General features: G+C 62.3%; 26 protein-coding genes and 1 pseudogene. 7 read left to right on the top strand and 20 right to left on the bottom strand.

Annotated elements, in window-relative coordinates; translation table 11 throughout:
* Window positions 1-103 precede the first annotated feature (103 nt).
* The gene (locus ACVWXC_RS07365) at window positions 104-955 is read right to left on the bottom strand and encodes a DNA-formamidopyrimidine glycosylase (protein ID WP_099884346.1); all 852 of its coding nucleotides are present in this window, start codon (window positions 953-955) and stop codon (window positions 104-106) included.
* Between the two features lie 45 nt (window positions 956-1000).
* Entirely contained in the window at window positions 1001-1222 is a 222-nt protein-coding gene (locus tag ACVWXC_RS07360; RefSeq protein ID WP_011429119.1) for a photosystem I reaction center subunit IV, read from the bottom strand.
* A gap of 279 nt (window positions 1223-1501) precedes the next feature.
* Here ACVWXC_RS07360 and ACVWXC_RS07355 point away from each other — a divergent pair, with 279 nt between their 5' ends.
* On the top strand, window positions 1502-1654 hold the full coding sequence (locus tag ACVWXC_RS07355) for a chlorophyll a/b-binding protein (protein ID WP_011429120.1): 153 nt from the start codon (window positions 1502-1504) through the stop codon (window positions 1652-1654).
* 271 nt (window positions 1655-1925) lie between these two features.
* On the opposite strand, the gene ACVWXC_RS07350 is transcribed toward ACVWXC_RS07355, so the two are convergent.
* From ACVWXC_RS07350 to ACVWXC_RS07335, 4 genes are all read right to left on the bottom strand, one after another.
* Entirely contained in the window at window positions 1926-3596 is a 1671-nt protein-coding gene (locus ACVWXC_RS07350) for an NAD+ synthase (protein ID WP_457391865.1), read from the bottom strand.
* 53 nt (window positions 3597-3649) lie between these two features.
* On the bottom strand, window positions 3650-5533 hold the full coding sequence (gene uvrC, locus ACVWXC_RS07345) for an excinuclease ABC subunit UvrC (RefSeq protein ID WP_457391836.1): 1884 nt from the start codon (window positions 5531-5533) through the stop codon (window positions 3650-3652).
* Between the two features lie 332 nt (window positions 5534-5865).
* The gene (locus ACVWXC_RS07340; protein ID WP_457391838.1) at window positions 5866-8199 is read right to left on the bottom strand and encodes a transglycosylase domain-containing protein; all 2334 of its coding nucleotides are present in this window, start codon (window positions 8197-8199) and stop codon (window positions 5866-5868) included.
* 3 nt (window positions 8200-8202) lie between these two features.
* Entirely contained in the window at window positions 8203-10047 is a 1845-nt protein-coding gene (locus ACVWXC_RS07335) for a serine/threonine-protein kinase (RefSeq protein WP_011429124.1), read from the bottom strand.
* A gap of 128 nt (window positions 10048-10175) precedes the next feature.
* On the opposite strand from ACVWXC_RS07335, the gene ACVWXC_RS07330 reads away from it, so the two are divergent.
* Window positions 10176-11093, top strand: coding sequence for a histone deacetylase family protein (locus tag ACVWXC_RS07330; RefSeq protein WP_457391840.1), 918 nt, complete (start codon window positions 10176-10178; stop codon window positions 11091-11093).
* A gap of 11 nt (window positions 11094-11104) precedes the next feature.
* Here the strand turns inward: ACVWXC_RS07330 and ACVWXC_RS07325 are convergent, their stop codons facing one another.
* From ACVWXC_RS07325 to ACVWXC_RS07270, 12 genes are all read right to left on the bottom strand, one after another.
* Entirely contained in the window at window positions 11105-11824 is a 720-nt protein-coding gene (locus ACVWXC_RS07325) for a Stp1/IreP family PP2C-type Ser/Thr phosphatase (RefSeq protein WP_011429127.1), read from the bottom strand.
* Window positions 11824-13527 carry an ABC1 kinase family protein gene (locus ACVWXC_RS07320; protein WP_240530505.1) on the bottom strand — a complete coding sequence of 568 codons (1704 nt, stop codon included), beginning with the start codon at window positions 13525-13527 and terminating at the stop codon, window positions 11824-11826. The genes ACVWXC_RS07325 and ACVWXC_RS07320 overlap by 1 nt, the downstream gene beginning before the upstream one ends.
* A 29-nt stretch (window positions 13528-13556) precedes the next feature.
* Window positions 13557-13868 (bottom strand): DUF6825 family protein, encoded by a 312-nt coding sequence (locus ACVWXC_RS07315; protein ID WP_011429129.1) that lies wholly within the window; start codon window positions 13866-13868, stop codon window positions 13557-13559.
* A 139-nt stretch (window positions 13869-14007) separates the two neighbouring features.
* Window positions 14008-14733 (bottom strand): phycobilisome rod-core linker polypeptide, encoded by a 726-nt coding sequence (locus ACVWXC_RS07310; RefSeq protein ID WP_011429130.1) that lies wholly within the window; start codon window positions 14731-14733, stop codon window positions 14008-14010.
* Between the two features lie 42 nt (window positions 14734-14775).
* Window positions 14776-15417, bottom strand: a complete 642-nt coding sequence (locus ACVWXC_RS07305) for a HEAT repeat domain-containing protein (protein ID WP_099812571.1) — start codon at window positions 15415-15417, stop codon at window positions 14776-14778.
* A gap of 87 nt (window positions 15418-15504) precedes the next feature.
* Complete coding sequence (locus tag ACVWXC_RS07300) at window positions 15505-16275, bottom strand: HEAT repeat domain-containing protein (RefSeq protein WP_228375394.1); 771 nt, start codon at window positions 16273-16275, stop codon at window positions 15505-15507.
* A 72-nt stretch (window positions 16276-16347) separates the two neighbouring features.
* Entirely contained in the window at window positions 16348-16608 is a 261-nt protein-coding gene (locus ACVWXC_RS07295) for a phycobilisome linker polypeptide (RefSeq protein WP_011429133.1), read from the bottom strand.
* Between the two features lie 288 nt (window positions 16609-16896).
* Window positions 16897-17385, bottom strand: a complete 489-nt coding sequence (locus ACVWXC_RS07290) for a globin family protein (protein ID WP_011429135.1) — start codon at window positions 17383-17385, stop codon at window positions 16897-16899.
* A 147-nt stretch (window positions 17386-17532) separates the two neighbouring features.
* Window positions 17533-18051: a phycocyanin subunit beta gene (locus ACVWXC_RS07285; protein WP_011429136.1), complete on the bottom strand. Its 519-nt coding sequence runs from the start codon at window positions 18049-18051 to the stop codon at window positions 17533-17535.
* Window positions 18052-18465: 414 nt separating this feature from the next.
* Window positions 18466-19281 carry a tryptophan synthase subunit alpha gene (trpA, locus tag ACVWXC_RS07280; protein WP_011429138.1) on the bottom strand — a complete coding sequence of 272 codons (816 nt, stop codon included), beginning with the start codon at window positions 19279-19281 and terminating at the stop codon, window positions 18466-18468.
* Between the two features lie 53 nt (window positions 19282-19334).
* Window positions 19335-20735, bottom strand: coding sequence for an ABC transporter substrate-binding protein (locus ACVWXC_RS07275; protein ID WP_011429139.1), 1401 nt, complete (start codon window positions 20733-20735; stop codon window positions 19335-19337).
* Window positions 20736-20826: 91 nt separating this feature from the next.
* Window positions 20827-21066, bottom strand: coding sequence for a hypothetical protein (locus tag ACVWXC_RS07270; protein ID WP_457410465.1), 240 nt, complete (start codon window positions 21064-21066; stop codon window positions 20827-20829).
* A 28-nt stretch (window positions 21067-21094) separates the two neighbouring features.
* Between ACVWXC_RS07270 and ACVWXC_RS07265 the strand changes: the two genes are divergently transcribed.
* Window positions 21095-21907, top strand: coding sequence for a class I SAM-dependent methyltransferase (locus tag ACVWXC_RS07265; protein WP_011429142.1), 813 nt, complete (start codon window positions 21095-21097; stop codon window positions 21905-21907).
* A 10-nt stretch (window positions 21908-21917) separates the two neighbouring features.
* Here ACVWXC_RS07265 and ACVWXC_RS07260 read toward each other — a convergent pair.
* Window positions 21918-22319, bottom strand: a pseudogene (locus ACVWXC_RS07260) (amino acid ABC transporter ATP-binding protein); the annotation flags it as partial.
* 15 nt (window positions 22320-22334) lie between these two features.
* Here ACVWXC_RS07260 and ACVWXC_RS07255 point away from each other — a divergent pair.
* The 4 genes from ACVWXC_RS07255 (at window position 22335) to ACVWXC_RS07240 (ending at window position 25603) form a co-directional block, all read left to right on the top strand.
* Window positions 22335-22607 carry a hypothetical protein gene (locus tag ACVWXC_RS07255; RefSeq protein WP_099834698.1) on the top strand — a complete coding sequence of 91 codons (273 nt, stop codon included), beginning with the start codon at window positions 22335-22337 and terminating at the stop codon, window positions 22605-22607.
* A gap of 20 nt (window positions 22608-22627) precedes the next feature.
* Complete coding sequence (locus ACVWXC_RS07250) at window positions 22628-22873, top strand: gas vesicle protein GvpG (protein WP_011429145.1); 246 nt, start codon at window positions 22628-22630, stop codon at window positions 22871-22873.
* Window positions 22874-22945: 72 nt separating this feature from the next.
* Window positions 22946-23563, top strand: a complete 618-nt coding sequence (locus tag ACVWXC_RS07245; protein ID WP_011429146.1) for a DUF3727 domain-containing protein — start codon at window positions 22946-22948, stop codon at window positions 23561-23563.
* Window positions 23564-23782: 219 nt separating this feature from the next.
* Window positions 23783-25603: an Rqc2 family fibronectin-binding protein gene (locus tag ACVWXC_RS07240; RefSeq protein WP_099812570.1), complete on the top strand. Its 1821-nt coding sequence runs from the start codon at window positions 23783-23785 to the stop codon at window positions 25601-25603.
* On the opposite strand, the gene ACVWXC_RS07235 is transcribed toward ACVWXC_RS07240, so the two are convergent.
* Entirely contained in the window at window positions 25590-26876 is a 1287-nt protein-coding gene (locus ACVWXC_RS07235) for a serpin family protein (protein WP_457391848.1), read from the bottom strand. The genes ACVWXC_RS07240 and ACVWXC_RS07235 overlap by 14 nt on opposite strands.
* Window positions 26877-26900: the final 24 nt, after the last annotated feature.

Below are 26900 nucleotides of genomic sequence, written 5' to 3'. Positions count from 1 at the left end.
CGTCAGCGTCGCGTAGTGACAACGGAAACGGACAGAATGCTATCGCTTCACCGCTGAGCAGTAATGCTCAGCAGTGTTCAGCGTAAATGTATCAGATACGCCATCAAGTCTCAACCCAGCCTGGAGGCGGCTGGCAGCGGGGGCAAAAGTGGGCCGAGCGGCCCGAGAGCTTACTCCGCTGAATGGGGGTGCCACAGAGGCGACAGGGATCCCCTTCTCGACCGTACACCCACGCCTGCCCCTGGTAGTTGCCGTTGAGCCCACGCAGATCCCGGTAATCCCGCAGGGTGGTGCCCCGCTGCTCCAGCCCGGCCCGTAACACCTGGATCAGGCTTTCTCGCAGGCGGCTCTTGGCAGCGTCGGAAAGCTGCGCGGCGGGTGTTGAGGGGTGGATGCCGCTCAGAAACAGGGCCTCGTCGGCGTAGATGTTGCCCACCCCCGCCACCAGCGACTGATCCAGCAAGGCGGCTTTGATGGGGCGGCGGCTCTTCTGCAAGGCAGCTTGGAAATAGGTTTCTGAAAAGGTGGGCGAAAACGGCTCCGGCCCCAGCCTCTGCAAAGCCGTGATCACCGCCTCCGGCTCCACCCCGGCAGGCACCAGCCACATCTGGCCAAAGGTGCGCAGATCAACAAAGCGCAGCTCCCACCCCTGCTCCAAATGCAGCCGGACGCGAGTGTGGATCGGCAAAGGCGCGGATCCCTGAACCCAGAGCAGTTGCCCGGTCATGCGCAGATGCACGCCCAGAACCGCTCCAGAGTCCAGGGATCCCAGAAGATATTTGCCTCGCCGCTGCCACTGGGTCAAACAGCTGCCTGCCAGCCCCTGCGCAAACTCGTCTTTGCCGGGGTAGGCCACGGTGCGAGGGAGAAGCACCTCCACCGCCAGGATGCACAGACCCAGGGTGAGGCGCTGCAGATCCCGCCTGACGGTTTCAACTTCCGGCAGCTCGGGCACAGGAAGAGGAAGCCAAAGAGCTTGGTTGAGTTGGCAGGGGCAGCCTTAGCTGGAAGCTTTGGCTTTGGGCTTGGGCTCCTCCACCACTTCCAGCTCATCTTCGCGGAAGTTGTTGGTGTTGATGTTGTAGTAGTTGATCTTGTCGAAGCGGACGATCACCGGGTAGAGAATGCCGCTGGTATCCACCGCCGCAACCGTTCCCACATCCCGATACCAGTAGGATTCTTTCCGCAACACCCGGACTTTGGCACCACGCTGAATCGCCATAGAGGTTCTCTCCATTGACCTGCCCTTCAGATTACCCTAGTCCGTGAGAAGGCTGCGATTTCCGAATTTTTGTAACGGGGATCCCTGTGGCTTCCCTGCAGGTGGGAATCTTCTGGACGCTGGTGCCGCCCCTGCGTTAGGGCAAAGCCCAGCCCCCAAGGCTGCCACTCCCCTGCTGCCGTCGGAAGCGGCTGGTGTTGCGATGTGAAGAAATGCAAACTATACTGAAGGGCAGGTGCTCCTCTTGTAGCCCTTCCCAAGCCCTAACTGGAGGTTTCCATGTCCAACCCCAACTTGTCTGAGCCCAAGTTTGGCTTTAACGAATATGCCGAGCGTCTCAACGGCCGCGCGGCCATGATCGGCTTTGTGTTGGCCATTGTCATCGAAGCGGTGACGGGCCAAGGCGTCGCCTCCTGGCTGGGCCTGATCTAGAAAACTCAGCTTGCCGCGCTATGGAGTCGCTCCCGAAGCGGTAAACGCGAGATTCTGGGATCCCTGTGAGCAGAGAGGCAAGCTTGAAAGCCCTGCTCTCTCTGTTTTTTGTTGAGTTGAGGAAAAGCTTTGTTCTGGGGTCTGCCGGCCGGCAGGCCCTCATTCACAGAAAACATACCCGCACCCCTACCCCAATCCTTGCAGGAAAAGCGAAACCGGTTGCGCTCTCCCAACCCTCCTCTCCCTCTGGGAGAGGGGCCGGGGGTGAAGGTCAACTGATCCCTTCCTGGCGTTTGGCAATGGGCATGCGCCAGCCGGTGCCAAAGGCGCGATCGGTCACGCGCAGGCCAGGGGGAGCCTGGTGGCGCTTGAACTCGGCACTCTGCACCAGGTGCAGCACCTGCTGAACAGTGTCGGGATCAAACCCTTGGGCCACCAGCTCGGCAGCGGATTGGTGCTGCTCGATGTGCCGCTGCAGGATGGCATCCAGCACGTCATAGGGGGGCAGGCTGTCGCTATCTTTCTGGCCGGGCCGCAGCTCTGCCGAGGGGGGCTTGGTGAGGATGGGAAGAGGGATCCGCTCTTGGTGGCGGTTGATCCAGCGGGCCAGGCGGTAGACCCAGGTTTTGGGCACATCGGAGATCACCGCCAAGCCGCCGGACATATCCCCGTAGATGGTGCAGTAGCCTACCGCCAGCTCCGACTTGTTGCCCGTGGTCAAGAGCAGCCGGCCAAACTTGTTGGAGAGGGCCATGAGCAGGGTGCCGCGAATGCGCGACTGCAGGTTCTCTTCCGTGATGTCAGAGGGCAGGCCGGCGAAGGGCTCAGCCAGGAGGTGCTGGTAGCTCTCCATAATCGACTGGATGGGCAGCTTCAGGGTAGGGATCCCCAGGTTCTGCGCCAGTTGGTAGGCGTCCGTCAGGCTGCCGGGACTGGAATAGGGAGAGGGCATGAGCACCCCCAGCACCCGCTCTGGCCCCAAGGCGTCGGCGGCAATGACGGCAGTAACAGCCGAGTCAATCCCTCCCGACAGGCCCAGCAACACCTCGCGAAAGCCGCATTTGCTGACGTAGTCGCGGGTGCCTAAGACCAGCGCCTCGTAGAGCTCTGCTTCCGGCTCCGTTGGCCAGCGGGATCCCTGAACTTCCGGGCCTTCCTCAGGAGGGTGAACCAGCGCCTCCACATCTACCATCAGGCAGTCCGGCTGAAAGGCAGCGGCTTGGGCCACCAGCCGGCCCCGGCAGTCTAGGGCGCAACTGGCCCCGTCGAAAATGAGGTCGTCGTTGCCCCCCACCTGGTTGACATAGAGGATGGGCAGGGCGTGCTTGCGGGCCAGGGATCCCAGCATCTGCACCCGCAATTTTTGCTTGCCCAGGCTAAAGGGAGAGGCCGACAGGTTGATCAGCACATCGGCGCCGCAGCGGGCCATCTCTTCCACCGGATCCCGGTGGTAGCGGCGGTGTTGCCAAAAGTCGCGGTCGTTCCAGATGTCTTCACAGATGGTGAAGCCCACTCGGCGGCTACGGTACTCAATGGGCTGGGGCGGGGATCCCGGCTCAAAGTAGCGGTCTTCGTCGAAGACATCGTAGGTGGGCAGGAGCGACTTCTGGAACCAGTGGCGGATCTGCCCCCCTTCCAGCCAGGCCGCGGCGTTGTAGAGAGGCCGCCCCTCCGGCAGGGGGTTGGGCTGCACGGATCCCACCACCACCGGAATGCTATCCCGCAGCCGGTCAGCCAACTGCTGCAAGACTTGGCCTGCCCTCTCGACTAGAGCAGGGTAGAGCAGCAGGTCCCGGGGCGGGTACCCCAACAAGGCCAGTTCAGAAGTAATCGCCAGCTCTGCCCCCTTGGCTGCTGCTGCCTCAACCGCCGCACGGATGCGCTCGGCATTGCCGCTGAGATCGCCAACGGTATAGTTAAGTTGCAACAGCGCTACCTTCACTTGGCTCCCTTGGTCGAGAATGGCGGACTCCACGATGATACGCCAGCTCAGACTTAGGTTTGGCTAGAGGCGGGTTGCGCTGTTGCCGGCAACTCGGTTTCGGCGTCTGGGTGGAAGTAGCGGTAAATCTGGCGGGCCAGCTTGGGGCCAATACCTGGCACCTGGGCCAACTGCTCTTCCGTGGCCACTTGAATGCGGGCAAGGGAGCGAAACGCCTCCATGAGCAGCTTTTGCCGCTGCTTGCCTAGACCAGGGATCTCCTCCAGAACCGAAGCCTGTTGGCGTAGTTTCCGCTGCTGGCGATGGTAGGCAAGGGCAAAGCGGTGGGCCTCATCCCGTAGGCGCTGCAATAGCAGGCGGGCCGGATCCTGGGGCGGCAGCCGCAGCGGCTCAGGATCCCCAGGCCGAAAGATCTCCTCTTCCCGCTTGGCCAGGGCAAAGACCGGCAGGTGATCCAGCCCCAGCTCTGCCAAGACGGCCATCACTGCTGCCAGTTGCCCCTTGCCCCCGTCGATGAGCACCAAGTCCGGCTGATCCTCGGAAGTCATCTTGCTGAAGCGACGCCGCGCCACCTCGGCATGGCTGGCAAAGTCGTCGGAGTGGCCAGGCCGCACCTGGGGGTTGCGAATCCTGTAGCGGCGGTAGTGTTGCTTGGCCGGCAGGCCATCGATAAACACCACCTGGCTGCCCACAGCGTCGGATCCCTGGATGTGGGAGATGTCGTAGGCTTCTAGGCGACGGGGCGGCTCTGGCAGATCCAAAACTTCCGCCAAGCGCTCCAGCGCTGCTGCCTCCCGCTCCGCCAGGCGCTGGCTGCGGGCTAGCTCTAGCTGGGCGTTCCGCTCCACCAGTTCGATTAGCTCGGCTTTGCTCTGCCGCTGCGGGGCAAGGAGGCTGACCTTGCGCCCCTTTTTCTGGCTCAGCCAAGATTCCAAAAAATCGCGATCCGGCAACTCATACTGGGTCAAAATCTCGGAGGGAATTTCCACCGGGTCGCAATATTGGTAATGTTCCTGCAAAACCCGCTGCAAAATAAGAGCCGGGTCGTCGCCGCGGTTTTCGGCCACAAACCCTAGCCGTCCCACCAACTTGCCCGCCCGCACCTGAAACAACTGGATGCAAGCCCGCGAGTCGTTCATGGCCAAAGCTATGGCATCGCGGCTGGCGGTAGAGTTGGGCAAAGAGACCTTCTGGGATTGGCCCAGTTGCTCTAGGCCGCGGATTTGATCCCGATAGCGCGCCGCCGCCTCATAGTTTTCTTGCTGCGCTGCCTGGGCCATTTTCTCCTTCAACTCACGGATAAGCTCGTCCGTCTGGCCTTGGAAGATCATCGCCACTTGAGCAACGGTCTTGCGATACGCTTCCGGGCTAATCAAGCCCTGACAGACACCAGGGCAACGCCCGATGTCATAGTTCAAACAGGGGCGGTCCTTGTAAAGCGGCTTGGGGCGCTGGCGCAAGGGAAAAATGCGCTTTACCAGACCGAGGGTGTAACGCAGCAGGCCCACATCGGTATAGGGCCCGTAGTACTTATCTTGATTTTGGTTGAGACGGCGGTGGCGGGTAATGTAAATCTGCGGGTAAGGCTCTGACCACGTAATGCACAAATAGGGGTATTTTTTATCCTCTTTGAGGAGAACATTGTAGGGCGGCTGATAGGTTTTAATGAGATTGTCTTCCAGGGCTAGAGCTTCGCTTTCGTTATCAGTGACGATAAACTCGATCTCGCAAACCTGAACTACCATGCGCTGAATACGAGGAGACAGGTCGCCGGTAAAGCGAAAATAGGACCGCACGCGAGATCGCAACTTTTTGGATTTGCCCACATAGAGAATCTGGTCGGTGGCATCCCGCATCAAATAGACACCAGGTTCGGCAGGAATCTCCTTAAGGCGGCTTTCTAGAACCTCAGGGTTTTGAATCAGAGGGACAGTCATACAGCTTCGCTCCAACAGGCAAAGCCAGGGATCCCAAGGCTTTCATTCAGTGATGACCAAGTCACTCCCATCTTAAAATCATCCTATCGCCCAGTTGGCTGCAGTTCATTTTCTGGCCGGCTAAGTGTAGCTATCACTCGACTGAAAAACCTCCCAAGCGTTTCGCAACGCTGCCGGGCCGCAGCCCTGCCGCCCCTAAGCCCGTTTCCTTCGGGGGAGGAGATGTGACAGACGGTTTCGCGACAGCTTGCAACGCTCCCACCGGGCACTTCCCCCTGGAGAAGGGGGAGAGGTTTTCTGTCAAGTTGTTAGAACTTGTTTGCCAAGGTCGCCTATTGAATGACTTGGCTCATGTAGTTTCTCCAAGTTTGGGCGGCGATGCTGCTGCTGCCGCGGGTGGGGCTGGCGTCGTCGTTGCCCAGCCAAATGCCGGTTACCAGAGGCGGATTGGGCGTGTAGCCGACAAAGAGCAGATCCCTGTTGGCGGTGGTGGTGCCCGTTTTGCCGGCCTCCCCGATCCCAAGGCGGGCGGCGGTGCCGGTGCCGGAGCGGATCACCCCTTGCAATACGGCGGTCATCTGCTGGGCGACGCTCTCCGACAAAACCAGCCGCTGCGAGCGGGGATCCTCGCGACCGGGGTAGATCTCGCGGCAGGTGCGAAAGTCGTCGGGGTTGGCGCAATCGCTGCTATCCAGGATGCGGCGGATGGTGTGGGGCCTAGACCAAAGGCCGCGATTGGCCAAAGGGGCAAAGGCCGCGGTCAGCTCCAGCAGGTTCACCTCCATCGTGCCGAGAACCAGAGAAGGATAGGGCTGTAAGGGGGATTGGATGCCCATTTGCCGCGCCATGGCCACCACCCGCTCCAGCCCTACCTGTTGGGCCAGCCGCAGGGCGATCACGTTTTCGGAGAGGATCAGGCCGCGGGCCAAGTCCATGGGGGCACTTCCCGAGCGGCAGCCCTGAAAGGTGAGGTTGCCCCAAGTAAGCGGCTCACAGGAGAGCACCTGCGACAGCGGGATCCCCTGGCTGAGGGCAGCGGCATAGGCGAAGACTTTGAAGGTGGATCCGGGCTGCCGTTGGGCTTGGGTGGCACGGTTAAAGGGGCTGGCGGTGTAGTCGATCCCGCCCACGAGAGCTAGGATCTCGCCGTTGCGGCTGTCGAGGCTGACCAAGGCGCCTTGGTTGAAGCCCAGGCGGGATCCCACCTCGCGCACCGTTTGGGCCAGGGCCTGCTCCGCCAGCCGCTGGTAGGGCAAATGCAGCGTCGTCTCGATGACGAAGTTGCCCTCTGCCGAGAGATCTTGCCCCAAAAGCTGCCGCAGCTCCTGGAAGACGGTGCTGTAGAAGTAGGGGGCAACTGTCGAGGTCTGGGAGCGCAGGTTGGGGTTGAGGGTGAGGCGGCTGCGCCGGGCCCGCCGAATCTCCTCTTCCGGGAAAACTTTGAGCTCGCTGAGGCGATCCAACACCCGATCCCGGCCCCGCACGGCGGCCTCGTAGTTGGCGACGGGGTTGAAGGCGTTGGGGGCGGGCAGAATGGCGGCCAGGGTGGCGGCTTCGGAAAGGCTGAGCTGGCGGCTGGGGATCCCGAAGTAGAACTGGGCGGCGGTCTCAAAGCCGTAGAGGCCGTTGCCCAGGTAGACGTTGTTGAGGTAGAGGGTGAGGATTTCGTCTTTGCTGTAGCGCCGTTCCAGCTTGAGGGCGGCGACGGCCTCCCGCAGCTTGCGGCCAAAGGTGTTGCCTGAGCCGGTGTAGTCGCGCAAGACGGTGCGAGCCAGTTGTTGGCTGATGGAGCTGCCCCCCTGCTGCACCTCCCCGGAGCGCAGGTTGACCCAAAAGGCGCGGGCAATGCCCAGCAGATCGACCCCGAAGTGGGAGTAGAAGCGGTGATCTTCGGCGGCCACCACCACTTTGGGCAGAATCGGGCCAAAGGCTTCCAGGTTGGGCAGCTCCCGGTAGAGATCCCCCTGGTGGCGGCGCAGCTCGGTTTGCCGATCCCCGGCCAGGACAATCAGGGGGTTGCGATCGGCGGCCAGCGGCGGTTCTACTGAGAACTTGCTCCACTCATGGCCGATCCAAAGCCTCGCCCCCAGCCCCAAGAGCGCCATCAGGATCAGGCAGCCGCGCACCCCGTACACCTGCGGCGGCGGTGGATCCAACACCTGAATAACCACGCTCTCCGGATCCCGGGGCGGGCCAAGGCTGAGTCGCTGGCCGTGGCGCAGGATCACCCGCCGCACCCGCTCGGCGCCGCCAAAGGGCTTGAGGCGAAAGACGCCGTTGGTGGAGTCTTGATCTTCCAGTTGGTAGCGACCAGCGTTCCACCCCAGCCAGTAGAGGAGGGGATGCAGAGGGATCCGCCACCCCAAGCCAGGCAGACGCCAGCCCGGACGCGGGCGAATGCGGGCGTGCAGATGGCTCACCGCAGGGGCGGGGATGCGGATGGTGGCCACCGTCTGGCTGCGACCAAGAATGTCGGATCCCTGCAGGACAAACACCTGGGGAGGCTCTCCTGGGCAGGTGATCTGCAGGCGCACCGGGCGTTTGGGGGGAGGGGGCTCGGCAGGCTTGAGGAGGGCCGTAGGCCCGACCGGAAAGGGCCTCGCCAGGGTCTTGAAGAAGCGAGCGACGGTGCCCCGTAGGAAATTCTTGTCTTCAGAAGCAGACATGGCTCAATCTCCCCGCAATTCGCGCGCGCGGCGCAGCAGCTCCTGCAGGGTCTGGCCGGGACGAGGGCCGGCGGCGGCTGGAGTGGCTCTGGGGGCTGGGCGGGGCTGGGCAACGGGGACGGTGGGCGGGGGATCCCAAACGGCCATGTAGAGGTGGCCCTGGGGGGTGCGCTCGACCACGCCAGACCAGGGGCCGACGCGGAACTGGACGCGCTCAGAACGGTTTTCCCGCACCGCCTGCAGTTCTCGCTGCAACTGGGGGGGCAAGGGGGCCTGCAGCATGTCTTCCAGCAGCCCTTCCGCCTGCGGGGCGGGCACGTCGTCGGCGACGGTGGCCTCGATTTGTTGCAGCGCCAGGCTGGATTCGTCGTAGGTGAGGCTCAAGTTCATGCTGCCCAAGCGGTACAGGTCGTAGACGGTGTTGGGCCGAGCGCCTCGCCCCTGCTGGCTGGGGGATCCCAGGGCGGCCCGCACCACCTCGCGGGAAGTCTGGAGAGGGAAGGCGCGCAACACCGGCCCGCTGTAGGGTTCTAGCTCCGGTGCCGGATCCCGACGGGTTGCGCCCTCGTCCTGCCCAGCACTGCTGCCAAGGATATCCGGAACGAGAACTTCAGGGGCCGTATCGGGCTGCGCCTCCGCTCCTGGGCGCTCATCCTCTAACTCCGTGGCAGCTGGCGAGGGGCGAGAGCCGGAGAGCACCGGAGCCGCAGGGCGCTGCAGCAACCGTCCCAACCCCCAACTCACCAAGGCCAAGCCCAGCAAACTGCCCCCCAAGAAGGGGATCAGGCGGGCCCAGAGCAGGGATCCCCTGTTCTCGCTGGCCATTGTCGGGGGCGCAAGCCGCAGCGTGCCGGCCGTGGCCAGGGGGGGCGCCGAGGGAAAAAGCGGGCCAGAGGGGATCGCTGGAAATTGAAGGGCAACAGCCTGGGAAGCTCCTCTGGGGGATCCCTGCGCTCTGGCTTGGATGCGCTCCAGCTCCGCCAACACATTGGCCACCGTGGGCGGACGGGCGGCCGGATCTTTGGCCAAACAACTGAGGATCAGATCCGACAAACCGGCGGGCAGCGCCAACGGCAGTCCCAGCTCTTCCAAAGGCAGGGGACGCTGCTTGTGGTGGGCCTGGTACCAGCCCGGGAAAGATTCGGTGGTAGGCTGGAGGGGCATCTGGCCGGACACCATCTGGTAGAGCATGATCCCGAAGCTGTAGATGTCGGAGCGGGCATCCAGCGGCAACCCTTCCAGTTGCTCCGGGGAGGAGTAGGCCAGCGTCCCCAGGTAGGCGTGGGTAAGGCTGAGCGACTCGCGGGTGTTGAGCAGCTTGGCAATGCCAAAGTCCACCAGCTTCGCCAGCTCCCCCAAGCTTTCGTCGGCCAGCACGATCACGTTGGCCGGCTTGAGGTCGCGGTGGATCACCTGGATCCGCTGTCCTTCCAGGAGGATCCCTTCGTGGGCTGCTTTGAGCCCCAGGCCAATTTGGCGGGCCAGCCGAAAAAAGCGCTCCAGCGGCAGAGATCCCGTCGCCAGAATGTCCTTGAGGGTTTGGCCGTTGAGGTATTCCATCACATAGAAAGGCACCCCATCGGCAGTGATGCCGTAGTCGCTTACCTTGACAATGTGCAGGCTTTTCTGGCCCAAAGCGGCGCAGGCTTTGGCTTCCCGCTCAAAGCGCAGGCGGGCCTGCTCGTCCATCGCCGGCTGGGAGAGCAGCTTAACGGCCACTTCCACCCCGCCAAAAAGCAGATCCTGGGCCAAGTAGACCCGCCCCATGCCTCCTTGCCCCAGCAGATGGGTCAGGCGATAGCGCTGGGCCAAGAGGCGACCCAAAAAGGGATCCGACGCAGTAAACATAGGGAATCGCGGCGGTAGAGAGAACAGCGCAGAGCCCCCGCAGGGATCCGGCCAGAGTGGGCTACCTCTACCATAAGCACTGGGGCCCCAATAGGCTATGCTCACCCCCGTCGATCCGGTTGCTTGGAATGTCTTTGCCCGTCGTTTACCACCCCGACTACAGCGCCCCCCTGCCGCCGGGCCATCGCTTTCCCATGCCCAAATTCCGCCTCCTGCACGAGCTGCTGCTGCGGGAAGGGGTGATCCGCTCTCAGCAAGTGCATCAGCCGGAACTCCCCCCCCTGGCTTGGATCGAATCGGTGCACACGCCAGAGTACGTGCGGGCCTACTGCGAGGGATCCCTGGAGGCCAAACTGCAGCGGCGCATCGGCCTGCCCTGGAGTCCCGAGCTGGTGCAGCGCACCTGTCGCGCGGTGGGCGGCACCGTCCTGACCGCCCAATTGGCCCTGCGCCACGGCCTGGCCTGCAACACCGCCGGCGGCACCCACCACGCCTTTCCCGCCTACGGCTCCGGCTTCTGTATTTTCAACGACCTGGCCATCGCCGCCCAAGTCCTGCTGCAGCAGGGGCTGGTGCAAAAGGTTCTGATTGTAGACCTGGATGTGCACCAGGGCGACGGCACCGCCTGGATCTTCCGCTCGGAGCCGCGGGTGTTTACCTTTTCCATGCACTGCGCCGCCAACTTCCCCGCCACCAAGCAGGCCAGCGACCTGGACGTGCCCCTGCCGGTGGGCCTGGAAGACGAAGCTTATCTGCAAACCCTGGCCGACTACCTGCCCGATCTGTTGGCTCAGGTGCGCCCGGATCTGGTGCTCTATGATGCGGGGGTGGATCCCCACCGCGAAGATCTCTTGGGCAAGCTGGCCCTCAGCGACGAGGGGCTCTTCCGCCGCGATATGCAGGTGCTGGACACCTGCTTAAAGCGAGGCTACCCCGTTGCCTGCGTTATCGGCGGCGGCTACGGCAACGACCTCGCTCAGCTTGTCTACCGCCACTCGCTCCTGCACCGGGCTGCCGGCGAAGTGTACCGGCAATACCGTCTCTAGCTGGCCGCGAACTAGGCGTATTCGGCGATCACCACCGTGATGTTGTCCCGACCGCCCCGCTCTTTGGCCGCCTCGACCAACTGGCAGGCCAGTTGATCCAAATCCTCCACCTTCAGGCAGTACTCGGCGATGACCTCGTCATCTAGCTCTTCGGTGAGCCCGTCACTACACAACAGCAGGCGATCCCCAGGGCGCATTGTAATCGGCTGAACAGCAGGCGGCCCTGCATCGGGGCGGCCCAGGCAGCGCTCGAGAATGTGGCGCCAGGGGTGCATGCGGGCTTGCGCCTGGGTCAACTCCCCTTGGCGAACTGAGCGAGCTACCAAGGTGTGATCCTCCGTCATCTGCTGCATCTCAGATCCGCGGAGGCGGTAAAGGCGAGAGTCGCCGATGTGAGCGCTCCAGCAATTGTTGTTGGGATCCACCAGAGCCACCACCACGGTGGTGCCCATGTCGGCCCGCTCCGGGTTTTCTCGCTGGTCTTTAAGAATGGCCTCGTTGGCCGCTTCTATCGCCTCGCTGAGCAGCTTGGGCGCTGGCACGGTCTGCCAACCCCGCTCAAGGCACTCGCGAATGACCTCGACCGCCAACAGGCTGGCTGTTGCTCCGGCAGCGTGCCCTCCCATGCCATCGGCAACGATGAAGTAACGTCCTTCTGGATCACAGTAGTAGGCATCCTGATTGCTGCTGCGGACCTTGCCTGGATCCGTAGCGCAGGCATATCGTCGCATCACATCAGTGGCTCTGATCCATTTGCCTTTAAGAGTACCCTGACCAGCGCCAAAGCGGCGAGAACGGCCAAAGCCAGGGTGACGATCGCTAAAGTAGCATGCCCAGCCGAAAATAGCTGGGTTGCGCTGAGAAAAAAAGTTGCAAACAACACCGCGTAGATAACTCCCCGTCCGGTGCTGTTCAGCTTGCGCAGCAAACGCTCTGCCTCGCTGGATCGCACCCGCAGGCGTAGCTCCCCCTGTTCCAGCTTGCTCAAGGTCGCTTCAAGACGGCGGGGCAAGCTGAGGCTGCTGCTGGTGAACTCTGCCGCCTGGCGGCTGACCTGGGCTAGCAGAGTCTCCGTCTCCGGTTTGCTGCCGTTCATCAGCTCCTCCGCGAAAGGCTTGGCCACTTCCAGGAAATTGAACTCCGGATCCAAGCTTTTCCCCAGCCCCTCCAACGTGGTCAGGGCCCGCATCACAAAGGTAAAGGTGGCGGGAAAGCGAAACGGCTGATCGTAGGCCAGCTCGTAGAGGTCTTCGCTGATGGCCATCACCGAGATCTCGTCGGAGCTGTTGGAAAAGGGCTTGTCCATGAAGTGATCCAACATGTACTGCACCGAGCGGCGTACTGGCGCCAGATCGGCAGTGGGCACCAACACGCCCAGCTCCACCAGCGAGGCCACCACCAGGTCGGCATTTTTGGCCACCACAGCCGCCAGCATGGCCACCAACTTTTCCTTGATGCCAGGGCGAATGCGCCCCATCATGCCGAAGTCGTAGAAGATCAGCGTGCCATCCGGCTTGACGGCAATGTTGCCAGGGTGGGGATCGGCGTGAAAAAAGCCGTCTTTGAGCAGTTGCCGCAAATAGGCCTCTGCCCCCAAGCGGGCCAAGAGCTTGCGATCCAGCCCCGCCGCGCTCAGGGCTTCGTAGTCGCTGATCTTGATCCCTGGCAGGTATTCCAGCGTCAGCAGGCGGGGGGAAGTGTAGCGCCAGTACACTTTGGGGACGGCAATTTGTGGCATGTCCCGAAAGTTGCGGCGAAAGGTGTCGGCGTTGCGGCCCTCGTTGAGGTAGTCCACTTCCTCCCAGAGGGTGCGCCGACACTCTTCGTAGATGCCGATCCAGTCGCGGCCCGGCCCGCCCCAACGGGTGTGGTACTGAAAGAACTCGGCAATACCGCGGCAGATCTCCAGATCGATCGTGAACAGGCGGGTCAGGCCCGGACGCTGCACCTTGACCACCACTTCTTCGCCGGTCTTGAGCTTGGCCCGATGCACCTGCCCCAAGCTGGCCGCCGCCAAGGGGGTGGGATCGAAATAGCTGTAGATCTGCTCAATGGGCTTGCCCAACTCTTGCTGCACGATGGCTGCCACCTGTTCGTAGCCAAAAGCAGGCACCCGATCCTGCAGCTTGGACAGCTCCTCGACGTACTCGGAGGGGAAGAGATCGGCCCGGGTGGAGAAAAACTGCCCCACCTTGATAAAAGTAGGACCGAGGTGGAGCAGCGTCTCGCGGATCCAGATGGCCCTGGCGCGGCGGCGTTTGGCTTTGCGCTCCGCTGTGGGCTGCCCCCCGTAGCTCCACGCCTGCTGATCCAGCCAGAGGTAAAACAGCCAGGTGAGCACAAATCGCCAAATATCAATGAGGCGGCCCCAGCGGGTGTAGTTTTCTCGGGCCCAACGGTAGGCGGTATAGGGCTTGGCGGGTTCGGATCCCAAAACGGCTCGGGATGGGAGTGTGCTGGCGTTCAAGCGTTTCGACTCCGATACTTCTGCAATTCGGAGCGCAACTGCGCCACCTCTGCCCGCAGGTCGTCTAGGGTTGCCTGCAGGTCTTCTGCCTTGAAGGGGGGTGCCGCCATTTCCTGGGCAGCTAGCGATGCTTCCGCCTCAGCCCGGGCCATGACATCCTGGGCAAAGGTCTGCCAGCCCTCTTGGAGCTCCGCCCACACCTTGCCCACTTCCCCGGCAAGGTCGGCAAGGGTGCTCTCCAGGCGCTCTCGCAGCACGTCGGCCACCGCCTTGCCGACAAAAAAAGCCCGCACAACTGGATTGTTCATGTAACCCAAGTGTTAAGAAGCATCACCCAGATTATAACGAATCTTGCCCCAACCAAGCCGAAGAGCCGATCCACCCGAACGGCGTCGGATGATCGGCTTGAGAGCTTGGCAAGGGCGCAGTGGGTAGGAGGCCCAACCCTCAGCGGCGGTTGGTGGTCATGTCGGGGATCTTCAGATCGAAGACGCTGATGTTTTGCCGCGCTGCCGGCTTGGGATTGAGCATGCGGGCCATGTTGAGGAAGTTTTCCGGATCCCCGGGCTTGGGAGGCCGAGTAATCCGGTAGGTGCGCACCACTTCCCGCGTCGAGCGCTTCACGCCGGAAACATCCCGCCACCGCGCCCCGTAGCGGGGGTTGAGCAAGTTGGTCGGCTTCTCGGAAAGGCGGCGGCGCTGGTAAGGCACCACATCGTCCCCGAAGGCGGCGTTGTACTCCTCACTGTCGACAACGGCGTCGATAAAGCCGTTCAGACCGCGGGTGGCCAGGATGATGGAGTACTTGATGCGCTCCTGCTGGCTGTAGGTGGGCCGGCCCAGGAAGCGCTGGAAGGTGATCTCGACGAAGCGGTAGTTGTCGTTAGGAACCATGACCAGATCCCGGTACACCTCCGACTTGCCCAGGCCACGGATAAACTCCTTCACCGAGATCGCCCCGTTGCGCAGCTGGGACTCCAGCGCTTTTTGCCGGTAGCTCTCCAGCATCAGGTGTTCGCTGAAGATCTGCCGGTAGGCGGCGCGGATGACATTTTCGATGCCCGTCGGGTCGTCGGGGCGATAGGCGGGCGGGGTTTCGTCGCTGGGTACAAAGTAGCGCTCCACCCGCACGCTTTGCGTGGTGGGGCGATCGGCAAGCAGCGGAAGAGTCATAGGTTATGCTCCTGAGGAAACGAAACAACAAAATGGCAGGGGTTATGGATCAGCAGCCAGCTCCTGCTGGCTTAGGCGGGCGCGTAGGGGAATCAAGGGATCCGCATCCTGCAAGGCCATTTGCAGGGCTGCCTCGACGGCAGATCGCAGGGACGCCTCTCCCAGCCGAGCCAAATCCGTCAGGGATCCGACGGCGGCATAGCGAACTCCCCAGTCGGCGTCGCCCAGGCATTGCCGCAACAGGTGCAAGGCTCGCTCTTGATCGGAGAGGGGCCGCCGTGCCGCTACCTGTCCCAGCCCACGGGCCGCCGCTCGCCGCACGCTGGGGGCGAAGTCTGCCACAATGGCTTCCGCCAAAAAGGGGTAGGCATCGCCGTGGCCGATACGGGCCAACGCCCGCACCGAATAGGCGCGCGCCCCATAGTCGAAGCCATCGATGTTGGCCAGCAAAGGCCCTACCGCCGCCTCCCCAAAGCGCAACACCTCTTCCAGCGCGGCCTCCCCCACGGCAGGGCGGTTGAAGCCAAAGGCGCGAATGAGCAGGGGGATCCCTTCCACGTGGCCCAAGGATCCCAGCGCTCTCACCACCCGCAACAGTTCTTCCGCTGAGGTGGCCTGTTCCAGTTCAGCGGCCAGTTGAGCCACAGCAGCGGGAAGCACTTGCGCAGCCGAGGAAGAGGACATAGACAACCCAGAGGCCAAGGTAAGTAAAAAACTAACGAAACATCCAAGCGAGCCAATAGGGGGGGAGAGCCCCAAGCCCTTTCACGTCTAGAACAGCCTGTCCAGTTGCGGGATGATCGCTGCTGCCACCCGATCCGGCGGCACTCGCCCTAACTGCAGCGCCACGTCGAACAGTCGCTTCAGAGCATTGATGCGCAGGTTAAGCGCCACATCGGCTGTCGCCAACAGCGGCGCCCCTGCCACCCAGCCGGATTCTGCCAGATCGAAAAGGGCCGCCTGGCGCAGGCTGAAATTGGGGTGGGCCAGCAGCGCCACCAGAACTTGGGTCAGCTCCTCGGCTTGTGTAAAGCGATAGAGCACCCAAGCGGCTGCCGAACGCACCCGCTCCGAGGGGTGGCTTAAGAAAGGCCGAATCGCCGCCTCGGCCTCGGTGGCGTTGAGCTGGCCCAGCGCCTCGATGAAGGCTTCCCAGGGCTGCTCCTGCTCCCGCGACTGCAGCAAGGCCAGCAAGGGAGCCACCGCCCGCCGGTCTCCCAACTGGGCCAGGGCATAGGCAGCCTCTTCCCGCACATGCAGATCGCTACAGCCAAGGGCCTCGATCAGGCCGGGCACGGCCCGCACGTCGCCAATTTGCCCAAGGGCTTTGGCCGCATTGCGCCGTAGCGGGTAGCCCCCCAAGGCGGTGCGATCCCGCTCATCTCGCAACGCCAACAGCAGTGGCTCTACCCCCCGCGGATCCCGAACCGTGCCCAAGTACCAAGCGGCATAGTACCGATCTTGCGGGTCATCCCCCTGCAGCCGCGCTATCGCCTGCTCCCAGGTGAGCGGCTGGGGCAGCACCGCCGTGTTGGATGTCATGGGAACCCTTGCAGAGCCGTCCATGGAATCGAGGCCACCTTGCCGATGACTGCCGTTGAGCAGAGGGATCCCTTACTCAGCAGCGCCGTTGCTCTGGGCAGGGGCCGCCGATAGAGCAGTGACCTGCACGATTTTGCCGCCCATCCGCAGAATGCGCTGCATCTCCGTGGACAGCCGGCTGTAAGGAACTGTGATGCTCATGGTACTGCGACGCACCTTAGCCGAGGTGGCCAGAGCATCGGGTGGGTTGAGCAGGCCAGTGTACTCAACCTTGTAAACCCGGCTGCCGGCTTCCGTCAAAGTTTCAGGGCCGCTGGTGCTTTGACCAAACATCGTTTTCCCCCGAGTCGAGTTCAACTTTGTGCGGCACCTGGGCACGAAGACCTCCTGACCGCCAGAGAGGCCGCAAAAGCCACCTCTAGAGGCAGAACTGTACCCAGGCACAAAAGCTTGGGAAGCAGGCAGACAACCTAGCTGGCTCGAAGAGAGCCGCGGCGCCGAAAACCTGGAAACGACCAGCTCAGCTCCACTTGGGCTGCTGCCTGCTCTGTAGGGGCACTCAATTGGAAGACGAAGAAAGAGATCGCTCCCCCAAAAACGGGATCTCTACTCTGGCATCCCTTAGCTAAGGGCGTTGATGGCGTAGTCGAAGTAAATGGCTGCTTCGTTCGCCGCTTGGCCCTTCAGCATGCCCAGAGCACGGCTCTTCATGTGCTGCAGAGCTACAATGTACCAGCTCGGGGAGAGGTTAAAGGAGCGGTTCACCTCCCGCAGGCCCGCCACCAGGTATTCATCGAGGGGGCCCGTGCCGCCTGCAACCAGCGAGTAGGTGATAAAGCGCAGGTAGTAGCCAATGTCGCGGGCACACTTGGCCTGAAACACATCGCCGTGACCCATTTCGCCCGGCTGGGTCAGGTAGGGGAAGCGCTTGAACACTTCCTGCACCGCTTCGCGCACCAGCGTTTGTTGGTTTTGGGTCAAGACACGGGCCGCTTCCAGAGAGGCAGCAGCGCGCTGGTAACGACCATTAACGGCCTGCAGCTCGCTGGCATTGAGAAAACGCCCTTGATTGTCAGCAGCGGCAATCGCTTCGGTAATGACAGTTTTCACCTTGCAACTCCTAAATGCGTTGACTGTTAGCAAAAGTCTTAGTTGAGCAGCCGGCACTCCTCCAAGTTGGGAATGCCTGTCTGCCTGTCGGAAAAAAGGGATCTAGGCGATCTCACGGAGCTTTAAAGAGGGACGACCGCTTTTAACTTAAACAATGGCGGCAGCCGCCTTGTCGAAGTAGCTGGCCACCTCGCTTTGCAGCGCCGAGCAGTCGCCAGGGGTGATGCCGTTCGGATCCATGATCTTGGCCAGGGCTTCCTTCTTCATGGCCGCAATGGCGTTGGCCATGGAGCTGGTGGGCACCCCCAGCGCAATGTAGGTCTCCCGCAGGCCGTTGAGGCAGCGATCTTCCAGCACCGAGCTATCCCCCGCCAAGGTGGCGTAGGTGATGTAGCGCAAGATGATCTCCATGTCCCGCAGGCAGGCGGCCATGCGACGGTTGGTGTAGGCATTACCGCCAGGGGCGATCAGATCCGGCTCCTGGGCAAACAGGGAACGAGCCGCGTTGGTTACGATTTGGGCGGCGTTGCTGGTCATGCGGTTGACAGCATCCAGGCGTTTGTTGCCTTCTGCCACCAAAGCCGCCAGACGGTCGAAGTCTTGATCACTTAAAAAGGCACCGCGTGCATCTGCCTGAGCGATCACCCGGGTAAAGGCGTCTTGCATGATGGATCTCCTTCTGGTCTTTCCAAAAAGCGATGGGCGACTGGCTGAACCTCTCAAAAGTGGGATCCCAAACTCTGTTGTTTGCGGGATCCTCCTTGCCCAAAAACCGGGGATCCTGTGGAGCGGGTTGCTCAAAACTACCCCCACCGAAGCCCCAGATTTTGAGACAGGTCAAGAACCTCTGCGACTTTCAGACAGCCGAGCATCCAGGTCAATTTTATAGCGTGGGAGGGATGAGTGTTTTGTGAAGATTTACAAATAAACAGGCACCAGAGTGTCTGCTTGGCCGCCAATCCTCTGGCTCTGTTGGGTCAGCAGGCCAGAAACTGGTCGGCGAGGGCAGTAAAAAAATGTAAACATTCGTTTCACTTGTTTTGAGATAAAGGCAAGCCTCTTGCCCACACACTGCAGCAGTCAATGTTGCGGGGTACCTATGCCTTGCAGGGCAGCTTTGAGATCCCGGCAGAAGTGGGCAATTTGTTGCAGCCCTTGGGCGGGGGTGGGGGCCTTGGCCAGCCGTTGCACAAAGGCACTGCCCACGATCGCCGCATCCGCTCCCCAGAGAGCAATCTGGCGGGCCTGGTCGGGGGTGGAGATGCCGAAGCCTACCCCAATCGGCAGGGAGGTGTATTGGCGCAGTTGCTGCAGCAAGGCCGGGATCCGCTGCTCCAGGGTGGCCCGTTCGCCGGTGACGCCGGTGGTGCTGACCAGGTAGATAAAGCCGCTGGACTGTTGGGCAATACGGCGCATTCGCTCGGCGGGGCTGGTGGGGGCCACCAGCAGGATGAGGTCGATCCCCTCCGCCTGCGTTGCTTCCCGCAGGGATCCGGCCTCTTCCAGGGGCAGGTCGGGGACGACCAAGCCGGCACAGCCGGCCTGGCGCAGTTGCCGCACAAAGGTGGGGATGCCGAGCTGGTGGATGGGGTTGTAGTAGGTGAACAGGACGAGGGGAGCCCGCAGCGAGAGGCCCCGCAAGCCCTGCAAGATGTCGCCCAAGGTGACGCCCCGGCTGAGGGCGCGGGTGGCTGCTGCCTGGATCACCGGCCCATCGGCCAGGGGATCCGAATAGGGCACCCCCAACTCGATGAGGTCGGCGCCGTTCTCTTCCAAAACTTGCAGGGCCGCAAAGGTGGTTTCCAAGTTGGGATCCCCGGCGGTGAGGTAGGGGATGAGGGCGGCTTCGCCGCGGCTGCGCAGCGCCTGAAAACACGCGGTGATCCGGCTGGGCATGGGATCTGTCCAAGCTGAGGAGATGGAGAGCACCCCCTACTGTAGCGCCTGCCCTAGGGGAGGGGCACAAAATCGTAGCCGGTGCCGGAGCGGTTGCCCCGTTCAATGCGCACCAGCACATGGGGAGCATCGCGGTCGCCGGAGGGCAAAAAGCGCACCTCCCCGGAAGCGCCGTCTGGCAAGCGGAAGTTGGGGTCGCCCAGGGCAGTGAGAATGCCGCTGCGGCTGGGGGATCCCTGCCGAATAGCCTGGAGAAAAACACGGGTGGCGTCGTAGGCCAGTGCCGTGCGCCAACTCACCTGCCCTCCCCACATCTGGGCTGCCTTCTGGGCAAAGCCGCGGTTGCGGGGCACGTCGGGATGCCAGGGCACCGCCACCACCAGCCCCTCTACTGCTGCCCCCCCTTCCTTGAGGGTGGTGAGACTAAACAGCACATCCCCCCCCACCAGGGCGAGGGGCTGGCCAAGGGCAGCGTTCTCGCGGGCAACGGCCAGGGCTTTTTCGGCCACGGAAGCCGTGGGCGCCAAGAAAGCCGCCTGAGATCCCTGCCCCAGAGCTGTCTGCAGGCTGGCCTGGGGGTTGAAATCGGCTGCCGACAGGTCGAAGGTCGCCAGCACAACGCCCCCTTCGCTGGTCAGGGTAGCGGCAAAGGCGTCGCGCAGGCTGGTGCTGTAGGCGCTGTTGGGGTTGTAGAAGATGGCCACCCTCTGCAGGCGCAGTTTGTTAAGGACATAGCGGGCCAGTTGCGTGCCAGCAATCTGGTCGGAGGGGACGGTGCGAAAGATGGCGTTCCCCAGCAGGCTGATGCGGGTGCTGGTGGAGGTGGAGGAGATCATGGCCAGGCCGGCAGACTGATAGATCTCAGCCGCCGCCAGGGTGGCATCGCTGGCGTTGTGGCCGATCACCCCCAGGATCTCGGGCTGGCCCACCAGGGCTTTGGCCACTGCCGCCGCTCGCTCTGGGTTATCCCCGTCGTCGGCAATCACCACCCGCAGCAGCCGCCCTGCAATACCCCCTTGCTGAAATAGCTCCTCTTGGGCCTGGGCCACGCCGCGCAGGGTCTCCTTGGCGCGGTTGGGGTTGCTGGAGATGGGCACCACCACGGCTATGCTCAAGGGGTTGCCCTGCTGCTGGGCGCGGGCGTTGTTGAGGAAAATGCGAGCTTCCGGGTCGTTGCGGTTGTTCTGTAGCCCCATCTCTAGGAGCGGGATCGCCGCGCCGAAATTGCCCTGGCGCAACAGCTCTGCTGCAGCCACGGCGGCGGGACTGCTATCGGCAAACAGGGTGCGCTCGCCGCTGGTTAAGAGCAGATCTTGGGCCCTACCGCCCAACCCTGGCAGAGGGATCCCTTCTGGCCAGCGGATGTAGCCCGCCTGCCAGGCGCGATGACCACCCCAGAGGAGCAATAGCCCTAGGGCAATGTAGACGATAGGGGGTGGAGACTTCGCAGCCATGGGCCCCAAGGAAGAGAACAGCAGAATCCGGACAGCAGGGGTACCGCTCACGCCTTCAGGAAGCTCTTGGACCCCCCCTCTTCAAGGATCTTCAAGAACTTTCTTGAAGCATACGCTGAGGATCGGGACGGTAGGAAGGGCTGTTGCGGTATTGGCGCTCCAGTTGCTCCACAATGGAAACAGGAACAGATGGGGTTGCCGGGGGCTCTTCTGGAGGTGCGCCGGCCTGTGGCTCGGTCTCCAAGTTAGCCGGCTGAGAGGTGGCCCAAACGACTCCTGCGATCAGCAAAAGAACCAAAGCGGCAGCGTAAAGAAATGCGGCAATGGCCATTGGGGCAAGACTCTAGCTTTCCCTTCCCATGATAGAGGTTGTCGAAAACCCTTTGCCTCAGGATCCGCTCGAGCAAGCCCTGTGGGACTGGCACCGGGGCCAGGCGAGGGGATCCCTGCTCTTGCACGCCTACAGCGCCGAGGGGATCCCGCTGGCAGAGGAGCCCCAGGTGGTCTCGCCGGAGGTGTTCTTCACCCAAGAGCTGCCGGAGGTGGAGGCCCTGGCCTTAGAGCTCTGCCGCGGTCGGGTGCTGGACATTGGCGCCGGCACGGGCCGCCACAGCCTGCTGTTGCAGGAGGAGGGGTTTGCCGTAGCCGCCCTGGATCGCTCGCCGGTGGCGTTGCAGATCATGGCCGAACGGGGGGTGCATTGCCGCATCGCCGCCGACCTGTTCCACTGGGAGGGGCCGGAAGAGCCCTTCGATACGCTGCTGCTGCTGATGAACGGCGCCGGCCTGGTGGGATCCCTGGCGGGGTTGGAGCGCTTTTTAAGCTTGGCCCGCCACTGGGTTCAGCCCACCGGCCAGTTGCTTGTGGATTCCACCGATCTAGCCGATCTCAGTGAAGAGGGCGACGCGGCGGATCTGCCGCAGGTAGAAAGTTCAGCTAATTCTGAAGCCGAGGATCGGGAGAAGGGGAGAGACTGCAGAACAGCGGGCGAGGCAAAAGCCAGGGTGGTGAACTTTGTGGCCGAGTACGGCGGGCAGCGCGGGGATCCCTTTCCCTGGCTGTTTGTGGATCCGGAAACCCTGCTGCGCTGTGCCCACGCCAACGGCTGGCAGGGACAAATTCTCTACCAAGAGCCGGAGGGGGCCTTTCTGGCACGGCTTGCGCCTCTCTAAGCGCAGCCCCTTAGTGGGAAAGGATCTGCGACAAGAAAAGGCGAGAACGCTCTTCCTTGGGGTTGCTGAAAAACTCTTGGGGGGTGTTTTCTTCCACGATCTTGCCGCGGTCGAAGAAGACAATCCGATCCGCCACCTCGCGGGCAAAGCCCATCTCGTGGGTTACACACACCATGGTCATGCCCGAGCGGGCCAGCTCCCGCATCACGTCCAGCACCTCTTTGACCATCTCCGGATCCAAGGCCGAGGTGGGCTCATCGAAGAGCATCACCGCCGGATTTATGGCCAAAGCGCGGGCAATCGCCACCCGCTGCTGCTGCCTCCCCGAAAGTTGACCAGGATACTTCTCGGCTTGCTCGGCGATCCCCACTCGTCTCAACACCTCCATAGCCCGTTCAACTGCCTCGGCCTTTTTCTATCTATTTCTATGAGCGCAACTGCTGAAGCGAGTGGAGCTAGCTTTCTGGCCCGCCATCGGCGGAACATCGCTGTCTCTCTGGCCCATCGTCTAGAAGCAGCCAGGGCAGCCAACAACACCCACCTGCTGGAGTTGCTGGAACAGGAGCAACGGCAACCAGCAGCAGAGTCCAGCGGCAGGGATCCCTCTGTTTCGGGTCTATGGCGCCACCTTTGGGAGGGTCTGAGCATCGGTTATCGGGCTTTAGGCGGAGGTGGGATCCGCTTGTTAGGATTGACCTAAATCACGGGAGAGGCGCGGGGATGGTTTGGCAATTGCTGACGTGGCCGGCCCAGAGCTTGCTGTGGTTGGCGGAGCAGATTCGCGAGCGGGCCGAGGCACAACTCGACAGCAAAGAAAACCTCCAGAAAGAACTCACCGCTCTCCAGATTCAGCTCGATCTGGGGGAGATCGATGAAGAGACCTATAGCCAGCGAGAAGAGGAGATCCTGCTGGCTCTGGAAGCCCTGGCCCAGGCCGAAGCCGGCAGTGCCGACGAGGATCCCTGAGTTCTGCGGGGGATCAGAACATGGGAGAATAAGCTTTGGTTGACCTCATTTTCCTACCCTGGGTTGCTTTCCATGGCCGAATCCCGCGAAACCTTAGTGCTCCGCGACGAGCAGAACCAGCCTCTGAAATGCGAGATCCTGAGGCAGGTGGTCATTGAGGAACAAGCCTATGCACTGGCCACGCCCGTGGACGCCGTGATCAAAGTTCTGGTTTGGGAGGGGGAAGAAGAGCCCGGCCAAGCGGTGAACGGAGATGCGGACATGGAAGGGATCCTGGATGAGCCGGATCCAGAGGAGCTCCAGGCTGCTATCCCCACCATCCAGGCCGTCTTGGAGGAGTTGAACTTGACTCTGCAGCAAAACGGCTTCGACATCCTGACGGTGCAGGGAGAGTTGCCCCCTGTTGAAGAGGAAGATGTGTTCGAGCTGGGCGAAAGCGAGGAAGATGCCCAGGAATTCCAACTGCTGGCTACCTTCTTCTACAAAGACAAGAAATACGGCATCTTTACGCCCCTCGACCCAGTTCTGGTCTACGTGGCCCTGCCTGACGAGGGGGATCCCTACCTACTGAACCCAGAGGACTCGCCAGCCCTGTTCGACCAACTCAATGCTGTGCTGCTCGATCTGGACGAGGTAGTGGAAGAGGAGGAGTACGATGATGAAGAATATGACGATGAAGACGAGGACTAGGCAGCTCGGGGTTTCTGCCTGAGAATTGAAGGCACCTGGGCCAAAAAGCCCAAAGGTGGAAGTACCAAGCCTCTTGCCCCAATGCAGCCCCTTGGTTGCCGCTCAAGTCGATTGGGCGGAGTCTTTTTGTTGCCAGCGCCAGCTAGGGGAGCGGCAGATAATGGAAGGAGGCCCTCGTTCAGTTCCCCAGGCGTTGCCCGATCCCAAGGAGCAGCAGGGATGCAACCGGTTGACCTGACCACCCTCCGTGCTGTGCTGGCAGATCTAAAAGGGGCTGAGGCCGGGGGGGATCCCTTGCTGCCTGCCCGCGTGGAGTGGATCCAGCAGACGGATCTGTGGACGGTGGTGATTGGCCTGCGCACCCTCAAGGCGCGTCCTTGCTTGCTACTGTCTTGGCATCCTCAGGCGGCCCGAGTTCACCTCTGTCAGGCTCCCCCCAAGGAAGCAGAGGACTTGCCCTTTAGCCAACACCTGCAACGGCACCTGCGGGGTTTGGCGCTGACGGAGCTGGCGCTGCTGGACGAGTGGGAGCGGGTGATTGACTTTCGCTTTGCCCCTCGCCCCGCGGATCCCCCTCAACGCCACCTTTATCTGGAAGTGATGGGCAAGTACAGCAACGCCATCTTGGTGGACGAGGGGGGCATGATCTTGGCCTGCGGCCACGGGGTAAGCGAGCGACAGTCGCGGGTACGGCCGGTGCAGCCGGGTCTACTTTACGAAGCTCCCCCTGCCCTAAGCGATCCCATCCCCCAGCGAGCCGAGCCCTTCTCCCAGTGGCAAGAGCGTCTTGCCCTAATCCCTGGCCCCATTGCTCAGCGGCTGCTGCGCTGCTACCGCGGCCTGAGCCGGCATTTGGCAGAGGCCATGTGCCTGCAGGCCGGGATCCCACCCCAAACCCCCACCAACCAACTCTCGCCCCAGGAGTGGCAGGCCCTGTTTTTTTGGTGGCAGGACTGGCTGGCCCGCCTGGAAACGGCTCAGTTTAAGCCGGCCCTTACCCCCCAGGGGTACACTGTTCTCGGCTGGAGGGGCTCTGGCGGGGATCCCTCTACACCCAACTTGCATCAGCTCCTGGAAGCCTACTACCAAGCCCAGCTCAACCGCGAACGCTTTGAGCGAGAGCGGCAGCGCCTGGGGCAAAAGCTGGCTGCCCTGCTGAAAAAACTCCGCCAGCGGCAAGAGCACTTCGAGAGGATGCTGGCCGACTCGGCCCAAGCGGAAGCCTCCAAGCAGGCTGCCGATCTGCTCATGGCCCATCTCCACCTCTGGCGGCCAGGGCTGAGCTTGATGGAGCTGCCAGACTTTTTTAGCGGCCAGATGGTCAAGATCCCGCTGGATCCGGAGAAAAACGCTGTTCTCAACGCCCAGGCCTACTACCGCAAGCACCGCAAACAAAAACGAGCCCAGGAGGCCGTCCAGCCCTTGCTAGAAGCTGTAGCGCAAGAGATCCGCTACCTGGAGCAGGTGGAAGCGACCCTGCAGCATCTGGGAACCTATCGGGATCCCCAGGACTTGGCCGCCCTTCGAGAAGTTGAGACCGAGCTGATTCAACAAGGCTACCTAGAGAGCCCCAGCCGGGCAGAGGGATCCAGACGGGCCTCTTCAGCCAGCTTCAACCCCTATCGCTTCACTAGCCCCAGCGGCTTCTCCATCTGGGTGGGGCGCAACAACTGGCAAAATGATCGGCTGACCTTCCGCGTGGCCCAAGACCAAGATTGGTGGTTTCACGCCCAAGAGATCCCCGGTAGCCACGTGCTGTTGCGCCTGCCTCCGGGCGCGGTGGCCGAAAGTGAAGATCTGCAGGCGGCTGCCGATCTGGCGGCGTATTTTAGCCGCGGTCGCTTCAGCGACCAGGTACCGGTGGTGTATACCCGCCCTAAGTGCGTCTTCAAACCCAAGGGATCCCCACCCGGCATGGTGGTTTACCAGCAGGAGCAGGTGCTGTGGGGCCGTCCCAGCCGTGCCCAGTTGCTTGTGGAAAAGGAGGGGGCGCCCAAGCCGGAGGTTCCAGCAGAGCTACAGCCCTCTACTTGGGGTTGACTACGGATCCCATAAACAGCACAGTTTGCGCCTCCCGGTTGGCTCCGGAGGCCACAATGGCAAACCAGAAGGGGCGATCTGCTACGAATTGGAAGGGTTCTTGCCGGTCGAGAGCGGTGCGCGAGACAAGCACGCCAGTGGCGGCTGCCGCCTCGGATCCCTCTTCGTTGACTTCGAGGGCCGCCTTGTGCAAGACTCTGCTGACCCGTGTCGGCTCTGGGGTCATCTGGCTGAAATCGGCCTGAGGGGAAAAGGCGATCCCCAGGCCCAACTGTTGCAAAGCCGGCACCAGATCGGTTTCGTAGGCCAGCTTAAACTTGGGGAGCCGCAGCGAGCCGGGGCGGGTGGGCAGGGATCCCGTCCATTCTTGCCACGTTTCTGGGCTGAGCTCCTGCCGCAGGGCTTCTAAGCTTACTCCCGGTTTCGGCAGCAGGATCAGCAGGGCCAGCTCCCCTTCCCCATAGGGCAGGCGCACCACCTGGAGCTGCTTGGTCTCCCGGTAGCCGTAGCGGCCGGATTGGGCCATCATCGGCACTTGGACACGGCTGCCATCCGGGCGGGTGAAGGGCTGGGGCTCTGTCAGGGCCGGATCGAAGGGCTGGGTCCACTTTCCCCTGAAATAGATGGCGTTGAGCAAAACCATCCTGTCTTCACGGCCGAGGCGGTCCACGAGGCGGTCAATCTTGCCCTGGGTGCGCTCGGCTACCCAACGGTTGATGGCCTGCACCGTTTGAGGGGATCCCAGCTCCACCCGATTGGCCACTGCTTGGTAATAGGTGGCCAGCGCCTGCAAAAAGGGAGGCCGCAGGGTGAGGGTTTGATCGACCCAAAGGCCGTTGGCAATTTGCACCTGGATCGGCCCTTCTGCTTGGGATCGCTCCACCAGCCAGCGCGCCATCTGGGCATTGGTCCAGTTCAACTCATGGAGGGAGAGGTCTTGGGCCTCCAGCACCTCGGCCATGGCCGCCTGCGTTTCCCCAGCGGCGCCGTTGTACAGCATGCTCAGAGCCAAGTGAATGCTCAAAGGAGAGAAAAAGAGGTTCTCTTGCGGCTGCTGCTGGAGCAGGCGATCAAACAGCTTTAGCGCAAAGCGACTTTGGGCTTGCTGGGCCACCGCCTCTTCTCCATACCCTTCCCCGTAGGTCACGGTCGGCTGGAACGGGAGCCGCAGAGGGGTTTCCTGGGATCCCATCCCGTGCGTGGGCCAAAGGCCCAAGAGCAACAGGCCAAACAGAACCAAAAGCGGGATCTGGCTTGCCGAGAATCTGCTCATTCTTGGCTGGGGAACGACTCTGAG

The organism is Thermostichus sp. OS-CIW-20 (assembly GCF_054061455.1).
Note: the sequence above shows the minus strand (reverse complement) of the source record. Positions and strands in the feature narration are given on the sequence as shown.